The organism is Flavobacterium sp., assembly GCF_046293665.1.
In the GTDB taxonomy this organism is placed as follows: Bacteria; Bacteroidota; Bacteroidia; order Flavobacteriales; family Flavobacteriaceae; genus Flavobacterium.
Genome location: NZ_JBKBOL010000002.1, coordinates 342,886 through 356,793 on the forward strand (window position 1 = coordinate 342,886; position 13,908 = coordinate 356,793).

13 protein-coding genes are annotated in these 13,908 nt (G+C 36.8%); 7 read left to right on the plus strand and 6 right to left on the minus strand.

Features of this window, described 5'->3' with window-relative positions:
* The first annotated feature begins 70 nt into the window (after window positions 1-70).
* A complete protein-coding gene (gene mtaB / locus ACK4R1_RS05970) occupies window positions 71-1,399 on the plus strand; it encodes a tRNA (N(6)-L-threonylcarbamoyladenosine(37)-C(2))-methylthiotransferase MtaB (protein WP_409684644.1) in 1,329 nt (442 codons plus the stop codon).
* Between the two features lie 16 nt (window positions 1,400-1,415).
* Here mtaB and ACK4R1_RS05975 read toward each other — a convergent pair whose 3' ends face one another.
* Together ACK4R1_RS05975 and ACK4R1_RS05980 are read right to left on the minus strand one after the other, a co-directional pair.
* Window positions 1,416-1,745: a hypothetical protein gene (locus tag ACK4R1_RS05975; protein ID WP_409684646.1), complete on the minus strand. Its 330-nt coding sequence runs from the start codon at window positions 1,743-1,745 to the stop codon at window positions 1,416-1,418.
* 74 nt (window positions 1,746-1,819) lie between these two features.
* Window positions 1,820-2,104: a GNAT family N-acetyltransferase gene (locus tag ACK4R1_RS05980; protein WP_171222332.1), complete on the minus strand. Its 285-nt coding sequence runs from the start codon at window positions 2,102-2,104 to the stop codon at window positions 1,820-1,822.
* Between the two features lie 95 nt (window positions 2,105-2,199).
* On the opposite strand from ACK4R1_RS05980, the gene ACK4R1_RS05985 reads away from it, so the two are divergent.
* Together ACK4R1_RS05985 and ACK4R1_RS05990 are read left to right on the plus strand one after the other, a co-directional pair.
* Window positions 2,200-2,868, plus strand: coding sequence for an alpha/beta hydrolase (locus ACK4R1_RS05985; protein ID WP_409684648.1), 669 nt, complete (start codon window positions 2,200-2,202; stop codon window positions 2,866-2,868).
* A 63-nt stretch (window positions 2,869-2,931) separates the two neighbouring features.
* On the plus strand, window positions 2,932-3,825 hold the full coding sequence (locus ACK4R1_RS05990; RefSeq protein ID WP_409684650.1) for a lytic transglycosylase domain-containing protein: 894 nt from the start codon (window positions 2,932-2,934) through the stop codon (window positions 3,823-3,825).
* A 102-nt stretch (window positions 3,826-3,927) separates the two neighbouring features.
* Here ACK4R1_RS05990 and ACK4R1_RS05995 read toward each other — a convergent pair whose 3' ends face one another.
* Window positions 3,928-4,443, minus strand: coding sequence for a DUF2892 domain-containing protein (locus ACK4R1_RS05995; protein ID WP_409684652.1), 516 nt, complete (start codon window positions 4,441-4,443; stop codon window positions 3,928-3,930).
* 155 nt (window positions 4,444-4,598) lie between these two features.
* Between ACK4R1_RS05995 and rpmH the strand changes: the two genes are divergently transcribed.
* Window positions 4,599-4,760: a 50S ribosomal protein L34 gene (rpmH, locus tag ACK4R1_RS06000; protein ID WP_008464848.1), complete on the plus strand. Its 162-nt coding sequence runs from the start codon at window positions 4,599-4,601 to the stop codon at window positions 4,758-4,760.
* A 268-nt stretch (window positions 4,761-5,028) separates the two neighbouring features.
* A complete protein-coding gene (carB, locus tag ACK4R1_RS06005) occupies window positions 5,029-7,881 on the plus strand; it encodes a carbamoyl-phosphate synthase large subunit (RefSeq protein WP_409684653.1) in 2,853 nt (950 codons plus the stop codon).
* Window positions 7,882-7,912: 31 nt separating this feature from the next.
* Here the strand turns inward: carB and ACK4R1_RS06010 are convergent, their stop codons facing one another.
* From ACK4R1_RS06010 to htpG, 3 genes are all read right to left on the minus strand, one after another.
* Window positions 7,913-10,060: a T9SS type A sorting domain-containing protein gene (locus tag ACK4R1_RS06010; RefSeq protein WP_409684655.1), complete on the minus strand. Its 2,148-nt coding sequence runs from the start codon at window positions 10,058-10,060 to the stop codon at window positions 7,913-7,915.
* Between the two features lie 62 nt (window positions 10,061-10,122).
* On the minus strand, window positions 10,123-10,527 hold the full coding sequence (locus tag ACK4R1_RS06015) for a DUF2721 domain-containing protein (RefSeq protein WP_409684657.1): 405 nt from the start codon (window positions 10,525-10,527) through the stop codon (window positions 10,123-10,125).
* Window positions 10,528-10,635: 108 nt separating this feature from the next.
* A complete protein-coding gene (gene htpG / locus ACK4R1_RS06020) occupies window positions 10,636-12,537 on the minus strand; it encodes a molecular chaperone HtpG (RefSeq protein WP_409684659.1) in 1,902 nt (633 codons plus the stop codon).
* Window positions 12,538-12,731: 194 nt separating this feature from the next.
* Here htpG and ACK4R1_RS06025 point away from each other — a divergent pair, with 194 nt between their 5' ends.
* Both ACK4R1_RS06025 and ACK4R1_RS06030 read left to right on the plus strand, forming a co-directional pair.
* Entirely contained in the window at window positions 12,732-13,205 is a 474-nt protein-coding gene (locus ACK4R1_RS06025; protein ID WP_409684661.1) for a hypothetical protein, read from the plus strand.
* A gap of 5 nt (window positions 13,206-13,210) precedes the next feature.
* The gene (locus ACK4R1_RS06030) at window positions 13,211-13,906 is read left to right on the plus strand and encodes an OmpA family protein (protein ID WP_409684662.1); all 696 of its coding nucleotides are present in this window, start codon (window positions 13,211-13,213) and stop codon (window positions 13,904-13,906) included.
* Window positions 13,907-13,908: the final 2 nt, after the last annotated feature.

Below are 13,908 nucleotides of genomic sequence, written 5' to 3' on the forward strand. Positions count from 1 at the left end.
ATAATCTTCAAATTGAATTATCTTTGCCCACTCAATTTTTTGACAACGATTTCATCAATTGAGCAATTTTATGGAAAACAGAAAAAAAGTCGCCTTCTATACTTTAGGGTGCAAACTCAATTTCTCCGAAACTTCTACCATTGCGAGAAATTTCCAAGACGAAGGTTTTGACCGCGTCGATTTTGAAGAAGTTGCCGATATTTATGTAATCAATACATGCTCGGTGACTGAAAATGCCGATAAACAATTCAAGCAAGTTGTAAAGAAAGCCATGAAACTCAACGACAAAGCGTTCGTTGCCGCCGTCGGTTGTTATGCCCAATTGAAACCGGAAGAATTGGCCGCCGTTGATGGTGTCGATTTGGTTTTGGGTGCGACCGAAAAATTCAAAATCACCGATTACATCAATGACTTGTCCAAAAACGATATGGGCGAAGTGCATTCGTGCGAAATTGAAGAAGCCGATTTTTATGTTGGCAGTTATTCCATAGGCGACAGAACGCGTGCTTTCTTAAAAGTGCAAGATGGTTGCGATTACAAATGTACTTATTGTACCATTCCGTTAGCGCGAGGTATTTCCCGCAGCGATGCTTTAGACAATGTGTTGAAAAACGCTTTCGAGATTTCACAGCAAGGCATCAAAGAAATCGTTTTGACCGGTGTGAATATAGGCGATTATGGTAAAGGAGAATTTGGGAACAAAAAACACGAACATACTTTTCTCGATTTAGTAAAAGCGTTAGACGAAGTAGAAGGCATCGAAAGATTGCGAATTTCTTCTATCGAACCGAATCTGTTGAAGAACGAAACCATCGAGTTCGTTTCACAAAGCCGAACTTTTGTGCCGCATTTCCATATTCCGTTACAAAGCGGAAGCAATGATATTTTAAAGAAAATGAAACGCCGTTATTTGCGCGAAGTTTATACTGATAGAGTTGCCAAAATTCGCGAGGTAATGCCACATGCTTGTATTGGCGTAGATGTAATCGTTGGGTTTCCGGGAGAAACAGACGAACACTTTTTGGAAACCTATAATTTCTTAAATGAATTGGATATTTCTTATTTGCACGTATTCACCTATTCCGAAAGAGATAACACCGAAGCTGCCGAAATGGAAGGTGTTGTTCCTGCGAATGTGCGTTCGAAAAGAAGTAAAATGCTACGCGGTTTGTCGGTAAAAAAACGCCGTGCTTTTTATGAAAGTCAAATCGGAACCAACAGAACCGTTTTGTTTGAAAGCGAAAACAAAGAAGGCTACATTCACGGTTTCACGGAGAACTATGTAAAAGTAAAAACACCATGGAATCCGGAATTGGTCAATACTTTACACGAAATCAATTTGTCCCGAATAGATGAAGACGGAAGCGTGAGAATGGAGTTTCTAGATGTAGAAGTCTAAGCTTATCGTAATTACATTAATATTTATAGTGAAACCGAATTTTAGTTATTCTAAAAACGGAGTTTCCATAAAGTTCAATAAATTCAAATTTATGTCTTCCCGATTGTTCGAAACCTATAATCCTGTCGGCTGAAATTTCGTAGTACATATTGCTGCCTTCCATCATTAGTTTCTCACCTGTTTTTCGATAAGCAGAACGAATTAGTTCGAATTCAGATAAATTCCATGTGGTTAAATTGGCATCCAAATGCTCCATATCGGTACACAAACCTTCAGTAATTTCGGTTTTGGAGCCGTAATATTTATCGATGGTTTCAAAAAAAGCAATAATATCTTCTTTGTTCATTCGATAAATATAAATAAAATCCACAAAAAAAGTCGCCTTGATTTTAAGACGACTTATGTTAAAGTTATTTTGTATTAGATTTTTATTCCCGGAGGCAATAAATCTCTGTACGTAGTATTCTTTCTGAAGAAAAGCGCAATTTTCGGTAAAATCGGAACCACTTTTAGTTTGCGTTCATAAGCAATTTCCATGATGTTTTTCAATAGGTCATTGATAAACTCCTCATCATTAAAGCCGTCAAAAGTATTAATTCTCGTCAGGAATATTTTCTTTTCTTGAAAGGAATATTCAACAGAAATTAATTTACCATCAACCAATGTTTCAAACTGACGAGCAAAGGTGTTGTCTTTAATTTCCATTTTTTCTGAAATTAATGTTGTGTTCATAATCAAGTGAAATAAAAGGATTATTTTTATGCAAATTTACTAATAATTAACGAGTTTACCGTCAAATAATGTCTAAAATCCATGTTTACTTCATGCCAGGCATGGCAGCCAGTTCCACCATTTTTGAAAGAATTCAATTGCCTGAAGACACTTTTGAAATGCATTTACTGGAATGGGAAATCCCAAATATCGGGGAAACTCTAAGTGCTTATGCTCAGAGAATTGCCGAAAAAGTAACCTATGAAAATCCTATTTTGATTGGTGTTTCCTTTGGTGGTGTTTTAGTGCAAGAGATGAAACAGTTTCTCAAACCAAAGAAAGTCATCATTATTTCCAGCGTTAAGTCAAATACAGAATTTCCTAGACGATTTAAAGTCGCTAAAACCACTAAGGCTTATAAACTCATCCCAACAAAATTATTTGAAAACATTGAAATGTTGGTTAAGTTCTCTTTTGGTTCTTCCATTGTTAAGCAAAGGATGGCATTGTATGAAAAGTTTTTGGCTGTTCGGGACAAGCGCTATTTGGATTGGGCAATCGAAAAAATTATCAATTGGGACAGAACAGAAATAGACGAAGAGATAATACACATTCATGGCGATGCCGACGAAGTTTTTCCTCCAAAGTATATTAAAAATTTTATTCCGGTTAAAGGTGGAACGCACATTATGATTTTAAGTAAATACCGTTGGCTAAATGAAAATTTGCCTAAAATAATGTTAGAAGATAAGTCGTAACGGTTCAATTTTTGTAGCTTTACGATATAAAGTTGTAGTTTTACAATGTAAAAATGAATCATTATGAAAACGAATAAAGCCCTATTTTCGACTCTAACCATCATTGTAATTTCGGGATTTCTGATTTTTGGAATAGCCGGAGATAAAAAAGATAAAGTCTTGCGAGAAGGCACAGCCCTATATTTCCCGACAGAGGTTGATTTTGCCGGTGAAAAAGCACCACTTCAAATTACAGACGTACGAGAAAGATTGGATAGAGAATTGCTCATCAATGCCAATCTTGACGCAACCACGGCATTAATTATAAAAAGAGCCAACCGCGCTTTTCCAATTATCGAACCTATTTTAGCCAAGTATGGTGTTCCGGATGATTTTAAATATTTAGCCGTCATCGAAAGTGGTTTAGTCAATGCGGTTTCTCCGGCAGGAGCAAGAGGTGTTTGGCAATTTATGCCCGATACCGCTAAAGAAAAAGGAATGGAAGTCAATGACGTTGTAGATGAAAGATACCATTTAGAAAAATCCACTGAAGCCGCTTGTCGTTATTTATTAGCCGCCAAACAAAAATTTGGTTCCTGGACATTAGCGGCAGCATCTTATAACGGTGGAATGGCCGGTATTACTAAAAAAATTGAGGAGCAAAAAGTAAGTAACTATTATGATTTGGCTTTAACCGAAGAAACTTCACGTTATGTTTTTAGAATCTTAGCTTTAAAAGAAATCATGAAACAACCTGCAAAATACGGTTTCAATATTTTTGAGAGCGATTTGTATGCGCCGATTCCAACCAAAAGAGTTGCTGTAGATAGTACTATTACTGATTTAACCGGTTTTGCCATGTCGCAAGGCATCAACTATAAGATTCTGAAAATCCACAATCCTTGGTTGAGAGATAAAAAATTGGTGAATCCTAATAAGAAAAGATACGAAATTGAAATTCCGTTAGCGGGATATTAATTGAGTTTTCAGTCGCAGTCTCAGTAAGCAGAAATAATCAAAATAAAAAAACGTCCTGGTTTTTCAGGACGTTTTTTATTTACTGTAAACTGTGACTGAACACTAAATCTTCTTCATCTGCTCTTTCATCATCTTAATCTGATCATTCAGCATATTCTGTTTGTCAAGCTTTTTTGCTTCGTTTAATAAAGCGGTAGCTTCCATTTTGCGTCTTCTCGACATGGCAATTCCGGCTAAATTCAATTTGGCTACGGCCAAATCCATATCCATACTTAAACCCAATTCAATCGCTTTTTTGAAAAATTTTTCTGATTGGTGCAAATTGGTTTGCGACGTCATCAATCCGTGCAAATAATTGTAATAACCTTGTTGCTTTCTAACTAAAGCCGTTTCCGGATTTTTGATTTTGTCCAACCAAACTTTCGCTCCGGCAAAATCCTGCTTTCTCAATTTCAAGAAAGCCAATAGGATGAACTCGTTTTTGTAATATAAAAAGATAGGAATAGCGGTCAATAAAATCAAGAAAATACCGTTACCGATATTGCCTTCCGTAAATTGCCAAATGCCTACTGCGACCATCAATGCCGCTATGATTAATTTAATAAATCTGTGAAACATGTCTTTTAATTTTTAGTGGCACAAAGGTAATAAAAGGATTTGAAAATATTTTTATAAAACTACTTGCCAGAAAAAAAAAGGTTTGTATATTTGCACTCGGTTTTAAAACAGCCGTATACCATAGAAATTAAACAAGATTTTAAAGATACAGAGCAATGAGCAAAAGAACGTTTCAACCATCGAAAAGAAAAAGAAGAAATAAACACGGATTTATGGACAGAATGGCTTCTGCAAATGGAAGAAAAGTCCTTGCGCGTCGTAGAGCAAAAGGAAGACATAAATTGACTGTATCTTCTGAACCAAGACACAAAAAATAATGATTAGCAATTAATCAATATCAAGCCGTTACTTTTATTAGTAGCGGCTTTTTTTTAAACCTGTTCATAAATATTGATAATTTTTAGGAGCTATTTCCCGCTATCCGTTGCAATCTTTTTATTTTTAAAGAAAAATAAAAAGGATTTACACTACTATCGGGGCTAGGGTTAAGAATAAACAACATTTGATATTAAGAGGAGAATGTCCAGTGGACATTCGGAACAGAATTAATAGAAAACAACTAAATAACACACAACACAAACTACAATGCCTAAAGACAACTCCATCAAATCGGTTTTAATTATTGGTTCCGGACCAATCGTAATCGGACAAGCCTGCGAATTTGATTACGCCGGTTCTCAATCGGCTCGTTCACTCAGAGAAGAAGGAATCGAAGTTATCTTAATCAATTCCAATCCGGCCACGATTATGACCGATCCATCCATGGCCGACCATGTTTACCTTTTGCCATTAACCACCAAATCGATTATCCAAATCTTAAAAGAACACCCGCAAATTGATGCAGTGTTACCAACCATGGGCGGACAAACCGCTTTAAACTTGTGTTTGGAAGCCGACGAAAAAGGCATCTGGCAAGATTTCGGCGTGCGATTAATCGGTGTCGATATCAACGCGATTAACATTACAGAAGACCGTGAGCAATTCAAACAATTGTTGGCAAGAATAGATGTACCAACAGCACCGGCGAAAACAGCAACTTCTTTCTTAAAAGGAAAAGAAATTGCACAGGAATTTGGTTTCCCATTAGTAATCCGACCATCGTTTACTTTGGGTGGAACCGGAGCGGCATTCGTACACAAAAAAGAAGATTTCGATGAGTTGCTAACCAGAGGTTTAGAAGCATCACCAATACACGAAGTCCTAATTGATAAGGCTTTGTTAGGCTGGAAAGAATACGAATTAGAATTACTTCGAGATCAAAACGACAACGTAGTCATCATTTGTTCCATCGAAAATATGGATCCAATGGGAATCCATACCGGAGATTCGATTACGGTTGCACCGGCCATGACTTTATCAGATACCACTTTTCAAAGAATGCGTGATTATGCCATCTTAATGATGCGCTCTATCGGAAACTTTGCCGGAGGTTGTAACGTACAATTCGCTGTTTCTCCGGATGAAAAAGAAGATATAGTAGCCATTGAAATCAATCCGCGTGTCTCTCGTTCGTCAGCTTTAGCTTCAAAAGCAACCGGTTATCCTATAGCCAAAGTGGCGACAAAGTTAGCTTTAGGCTACAACCTAAACGAATTACAAAATCAAATCACCAAATCAACTTCAGCCTTATTTGAACCAACTTTAGACTACGTAATCGTAAAAATCCCGCGTTGGAACTTCGATAAATTCGAAGGTTCAGACCGAACTTTAGGATTGCAAATGAAATCGGTTGGAGAAGTGATGGGAATAGGGCGTTCGTTCCAAGAAGCCTTACACAAAGCGACTCAGTCGTTAGAAATCAAACGCAACGGAATCGGAGCAGACGGAAAAGGCTATAAAAACTACGAACAAATTATCGAGAAACTGACTTTTGCGAGTTGGGACCGAGTTTTTGTGATTTATGATGCGATTGCCATGGGCATTCCATTAAGCAGAATCCACGAAATTACTAAAATTGACATGTGGTTTTTGAAACAATACGAAGAGTTATACTTATTAGAAAGAGAGATTTCTCAATATAAAGTCGACACCTTACCCAAAGAATTGCTACTCGAGGCCAAACAAAAAGGCTACGGTGACCGCCAAATTGCCCACATGATGGGTTGTTTGGAAAGCCAAGTGTACAAGTTGCGAGACGAAATGAATGTGAAAAGAGTTTACAAATTAGTAGACACTTGTGCCGCCGAATTTAAAGCTTTAACACCTTATTACTATTCTACTTTTGAAGCCGAAATTCAAACGGCAACCGGAGAAAGATATGTTCACAATGAAAGTATTGTCACTCCGAAAAAGAAAGTCGTGGTTTTAGGTTCGGGACCAAACCGAATCGGACAAGGAATCGAGTTTGATTATTCTTGTGTTCACGGGGTTTTAGCGGCTAAAGAGTGTGGTTACGAAACCATCATGATCAACTGTAATCCGGAAACGGTTTCGACCGATTTTGATACGGCAGACAAATTATACTTTGAGCCGGTATTTTGGGAACACATTTACGACATCATCCGCCACGAAAAACCGGAAGGTGTAATCGTGCAATTGGGCGGACAAACCGCTTTGAAATTGGCCGAAAAATTAGACCGTTACGGCATCAAAATATTAGGAACATCTTTCGACGCTTTGGATTTAGCCGAAGATAGAGGTCGTTTCTCCGACTTGTTGACCGAATTAAAAATTCCGTTTCCAAAATTTGGCGTAGCCGAAAATGCTGATCAAGCTTCCGCTTTGGCCGATGTGTTGGATTTCCCGTTATTGGTTCGTCCTTCTTATGTATTGGGCGGACAGGGCATGAAAATCGTAATCAACAAACAGGAATTGGAAGAACACGTAATCGATTTGTTGAAAAATATTCCGGGGAACAAATTGTTGTTGGATAACTATTTAGACGGAGCAATTGAAGCCGAAGCCGATGCAATTTGTGATGGTGAAAACGTTTACATTATTGGAATTATGGAGCATATCGAACCTTGTGGTGTTCACTCGGGCGATTCGAATGCGACTTTGCCACCGTTTAACTTGGGTGAATTTGTCATGCAACAAATCAAAGACCACACGAAGAAAATTGCGTTGGCCTTGAGAACCGTTGGTTTAATCAACATCCAATTTGCCATCAAAGACGATATCGTTTATATCATTGAAGCTAATCCGAGAGCGTCGCGTACAGTGCCATTTATTGCGAAAGCGTATGGCGAACCATACGTAAATTATGCAACCAAAGTAATGTTGGGCGAAAATAAAGTAACCGATTTTACTTTTAATCCACAGTTGAAAGGCTATGCGATCAAACAGCCGGTTTTCTCTTTCAGCAAATTCCCGAATGTCAACAAAGCACTCGGACCAGAGATGAAATCAACCGGAGAAAGCATTTTGTTCATAGATGATTTGAAAGACGATCAGTTCTATGAATTGTATTCGAGAAGAAAAATGTATTTGAGTAAATAAAAAAAATCCCGAGTTATCGGGATTTTTAGTTTTAATTTTTGACCAATTTATATGTCGATTTTCCATGTTCTGTATTGATGGAGACGAAATAAAATCCGCTTTGAAAAGTACTGATATCTATCGGTTTCAAACTTTCAACGGTACTGCTTTGAAGGAGTTTTCCATTGATGTCAAAGATTTGGTATTGGGCATTCATTTCCGTTTGCATTTGAATTGTAAAATGATTTGAAGTTGGGTTTGGATACAAAGTGAAATTATTTTTAATATTTTCTGCAATAGACAATGCAACCATTTGAGTTGTGACTGTATTGGTTGTGATTGGTAAGTTGTAATCAAAATAAATATCTGATTTTGAACTCGCTATGTCGCCAATGGCAAAATTACTTTTAGGTTTGATTTTGTATACCATCCAACCGTGACTTGCCGGTTCGTTAGCCGATTCATACGGCAAATCAATATTAGAAAAAGTATAAGTCAAATCATTGCCGTAACGCAGTTGAATATTGGCTTCATGACTGGAAGCAATAGGTTCAAATGTATTCCAATCCAAATCGGCATCTAATGTTTCTTTGATAACTACAGTAGTTGCATTAGCAGTTCCGGAGTTTTGAAAACGAGTCAGGTAAGTCAGATAATTATTGGCTTCAGCCGTAGTAATATAATCTCCTTCGATTACGGTTTTGTCATTCGGGTCAAAAGAGCTTCTGACAATTTGATCCCAAACCAAAGTATTATTGGAAGTATTATTGTCTCCGGCAATTGGGTTTCCAACCACTGTAAAATTTAATAAATCATTGACGTTAACTGTTGGCGGCGTCAGAACGTTAAAGGACAGATTGATGTGTCGACTTTCAAAAGGCAATAAATTGTTGTAATTCCAGGTCAAAGTATTGGAAGTTGCATTGTTTTGAACAGGTGAACTATTTCCAAAAGTTAGTTTTCCATTGTCAAAAGTCAATTGGATACTACCGCTTAAATTAGTACTTCCACGATTAGAATAAACAATTCTGTAGGTTGCTACATTGCCCGGAATGGCTTGGTTGATGTTGAACATAGAAATACTTAAATCGGCAAAATCTGTAATAGCACTGATGCAGAAATTATTGTTATTATAATTAACCGGTATGCCCGAATTATAAGTTGTGGTTGTTAACGAAATAGGATTAGAGGTAAAATTGGGACTTAAATTAGTCGTAGCAGTTGTGGTATAATTTCCAAACATATTAGGAAGTATAATATGATAGTCACCACTGTAATTGGTGTAAGTTGTATAGCTATGAGTACCATCGGATGTGTCCACTCTTCTGTTTGGAAAATTTACACCGGTATTACAATTGTCATTATTGTTGTTGAATTTTACATTGCCTGAGATTAGATGGGGTTGTAAGTTACTTATTTTAGTAATAATATTGGCATTATTTGGATTGGGGCAACTATAACAAACGGATTCATCTTCGAATTCAACATAACTTGAACCCCAACACTGAGAAGAGTAATTGACATGGGAGTTGTTGTAGACATAGCCCATATTCACTTCAGCTTGTGTAATATAATGAATGCCTGTTGCTGAAACTTGACCTGACGAATATGTGATATCTGAAATTATGGCATTATCATCGAAAAAAGTCTGGAAATTGACGAATCCAAAAAATTGATAGGTATAATTGATAACATCACCAACGTCAACTATATTGTTGCTGTTTTGGTCAAAATAAGTTCCGTTTTGAGAAACTTGACCGATGTTATCCTCGTAAACGGTATGCGTAATAATGTCATTATAATAGGTGCCATAGGAAGGATACGAAGGGTCCGAAGATAAATCTGTTATTTCTGCATTAGCTGTAGTTGTAGCGTGGACAATGGTTTGACTTATGTCATAGCACATTGCATATTTATAACCATACAAGTAGCTAATTTCTTCGCCGGGAGCCAAACTAGCTATAGTGTTGAAATTGTATGTTATAGGCGTTGTACCAGGTGCTTCGGTTATGTATATATTGGTGAGGGTTTCGGTACCAGTATTTTTTATATAAAAAGAAAATTGAATGTTGCTAGATCCGCCCGAAAAAACACCAGACATCTTTAAACCAATTGCCGGGCCATTAACAGCAGCTTCTTTCGGCTTAGCAATAACTATGGAAAAAGTCAGTAAAAAAAGGAATAGTAGTTTTTGTTTCATTGATGTTGGTTTTTGGTTAACTATTTGGCATCAATAAAGATATAAAATAAAGTGTAAGTTTTTTACTTTTTTCTCTCTTCTTCCTCTATATCACTTAAATGAAGTCTCAATGCGGTTACCGAAATACTAATTTCCCAAAAAGAAATTGCTAAGGAAGTCAGTAAACAAAGTAAACTTGCCGCAAAAAGATAAATCCCCGCGGTTTGCCATTCCACAAACAAACACAGCATCGCAAACACGGAAAGAAACAAACACAAAACCCCAAAAAGTTGCATATAACGAATTAAAGAAAGCCTCAAGTTGAGGTTTCTGATTTGGAGTAAAATACTTTTGGTATGCACTTCGTCATAATGCTTTTTCAAGCTACGAACGATTTGCGCAATGGTCAAAAACCGATTGGTATAAGCCAATAGAATCAATGATGTGGCTGAAAACAATAAGGCCGGAGTTTCTATGTTGAGTGTCATTAGAATTATGAATTACGAATTACGAAGTTCGACAATTAATTTTAATAAAAAAACCTGCAAGCTTTCACTCACAGGTTTTCTAACTATTATCTTTTGGCTAATGCCTAATTACTTGATTAATTCAAAACTTCTTTTTACAAAAGCGGTTAATTCTTCGCCTTTCAATAAACCTTGAGAAATCTTAGCTAAATCTAAAGCTTGTTTCACCAAACTTTCCTGAGCCGATTTATCAACAGTATTTAAAATGGTTGTCGCCAAGTTTGAGTTGGTATTCACCACCAAATTATACATTTCAGGGAAATTACCCATGCCGAACATACCGCCGCCTCCGGACTGACTCATTTCTTTCATTCTTCGCATGAATTCCGGTTGTGTGATAATAAATGGTGCTGCACTACTGTCCATTGGTTCTAATTGAACAGAGTAATTGGTTTTTGGAACAATTTCTTCTAAAACCGTTTTCAAAGTGGTTGATTCTTCTTCAGATAATTTTGAAATCTGGGTATCTTCTTTCTGAATTAACTTGTCAATGTGGTCAGAATCTACACGGGTGAAAGTTAAGTTTTCATTATCGCTTTCCAGTTTCTGAATCAAATGTGATACGATAGGCGAATCCAATAGCAATACTTTATAGCCTTTCTCTTTGGCTATTTCCACATAACTGTGCTGTGCATCTTTGTTAGAAGCATACAATACGACTAATTTTCCGTTTTTGTCGGTTTGGTTGGCAGTAATGGCTTCTTTCAATTCAGACAAGGTGTAATATTTGTTGTCAACTGTTGGATACAAAACGAAGTCACCGGCTTTTTCGTAGAATTTTGGTTCCGATAACATTCCATATTCCAATACAATTTTGATGTCATTCCATTTTTTTTCAAAGTCTTCACGGTTTTCATTGAATAACGATTTCAATTTATCCGCTACTTTTCTGGTAATGTAATTCGATATCTTTTTAACATTACCATCGGCTTGTAAATACGAACGAGAAACGTTCAGCGGAATGTCCGGAGAGTCAATCACACCTTTCAGCATGCCTAAAAATTCCGGGACGATTCCTTCTACATTGTCGGTTACATAAACTTGATTTTGGTACAATTGGATTTTGTCCTTTTGCATCTGTAAATCGGCTGACATTTTCGGGAAATATAAAATCCCGGTTAAGTTAAAAGGATAATCCACATTCAAATGGATATTGAATAATGGTTCTTCAAACTGCATCGGATACAATTCGCGGTAGAAGTTTTTGTAATCTTCATCAGTCAAATCTGCCGGTTGTTTAGTCCATGCCGGATTCGGATTGTTGATGATATTGTCTACTTCCACTTCAGTGAAAATATTGTCTTTGTCTTCTTCGGCAACTGATTCGCCTTTTTTCTGTTCTATTTTTTCTTTTCTGGTACCAAATTTAATCGGCACAGGCATGAATTTATTGTATTTAGTCAACAACTCACGGATTTTGAATTCTTCTAAAAATTCTAAGGAGTCTTCCGCAATGTGTAAAATGATTTCGGTTCCTCTTTCGGTTTTGTCATGCGGTTCCAAAGTAAATTCCGGACTGCCATCACAAGTCCAATGCGCTGCCGGTTCATCTTTGAATGATTTGGTGATGATTTCTACTTTTTCGGCTACCATAAATGCAGAATAAAAGCCTAAACCAAAATGACCAATAATACCTGAGTCTTTGGCAGAGTCTTTATACTTTTCTAAAAATTCTTCTGCTCCTGAGAAAGCGACTTGGTTGATGTACTTTTCCACTTCTTCGGCTGTCATACCTAATCCTTGGTCGATTAGGTGTAATTTTTTGCCTTCTTTGTCGATTTTGACTTCGATGATTGGATTGCCATATTCGACTTTGGCTTCGCCAATACTGGTTAAATGTTTTAATTTTAAAGTAGCATCCGTAGCATTGGATACTAATTCACGCAAGAAAATTTCGTGGTCGCTGTATAAAAACTTCTTGATTAGTGGAAAGATGTTTTCTACTGATACATTAATTTTTCCTGTTGTCATATTTAGATTTTTAAACCTGCCAGCGGGCAGGCGGGTTAAACAATTTGAAAACTGATTGTCAAAACTAATACCAATTATATGATTTATGACAAATTGACGTAGTAACAATTCTACAATCATTAACAGAAATTATGTAAAAATGTAATCAAAAATGACCGTATATTTGTCTTAACAAAATATAAATATACAATAGGATGAAAAAAATTATTTTACTAAGTTTATTATCGGTTTTGATTCTATCTTGTAAATCGAATTCGGCCACCAGTACAAAAATTGACTCAAAATCTCAGATGGCGATTAAAGGGGAATGGAGGGTTTCTTCAGTGTCTTATCCCGGTTCGGAAGTAATTAAAGTTACCTCGTTTGACCTTGCTGATTCTAAGTGTTTTATCGGAAGTACTTGGAAGTTTGTTTCCATGAGCAACAAAGGGAATATGGCTTTAAACAGTTCAAGTTGTACTGCCTATTCTACGCCAATTTCTTGGTTTATTAACAAAGAAGGTGAATTTGTATTGAAAATTTTGGATGAGTCCAAAGCCAAAACGGTTAAATCTGGTTACGTATTAAGAGTAGCCAATCAAACCGGCAGTTCTTTTCAGTTGATTGACAAAATCAATGTTGGAGGAACTTTAACTGATGTAGTATATCAATTTGAAAAATTAAATTAATAAACATGAAAAAGTATAGCGCAATTTTATTAGGAGGTTTAATGGTTTTGTCAACAGTTTTTACCAGTTGTGAAGCAGTAAAAAACACCAGTAATTCACAACGAGGTGTGGCCATTGGGGCTGTTGGAGGAGCTGTTTTAGGTGGAGTTTTAGGAAATAATATCGGAAAAGGAGGGAATGGTGCTCTTGGGGCTGTTCTTGGTGGTGTAATTGGTGGTGTTGCGGGTGGTGTAATAGGTAACAAAATGGACAAACAGGCCAGAGAAATTGAAACAGCTTTGCCTGGTGCCCAAGTGGAAAGAGTTGGTGAAGGAATACGATTGGTTTTAGGAGAAAATGCAGTGCGCTTTGATACTAACAAATCAACACTTACAACTACTGCCAAAGCTAATTTAGATAAATTGGTTCCTGTATTTAATCAATATCCTGATACTAATATTCAGATTTATGGTTACACCGATATTACCGGAAGTCCTGAATATAATCTAACCTTGTCTGAGCAAAGAGCTGCCTCAGTTAGAACTTATCTAGCTGGTAAAGGTTTGTCATCAGGACGATTTACTACAACAGGATTAGGAATTGCAGATCCTATTGCAACTAATGATACCCCTGAAGGAAGAAGTCAAAACCGTCGAGTGGAGTTTGCTATCACGGCCAATGAGAAAATGGTACAAGAAGCTCAAAAAGAAGCGGGAAAATAAGA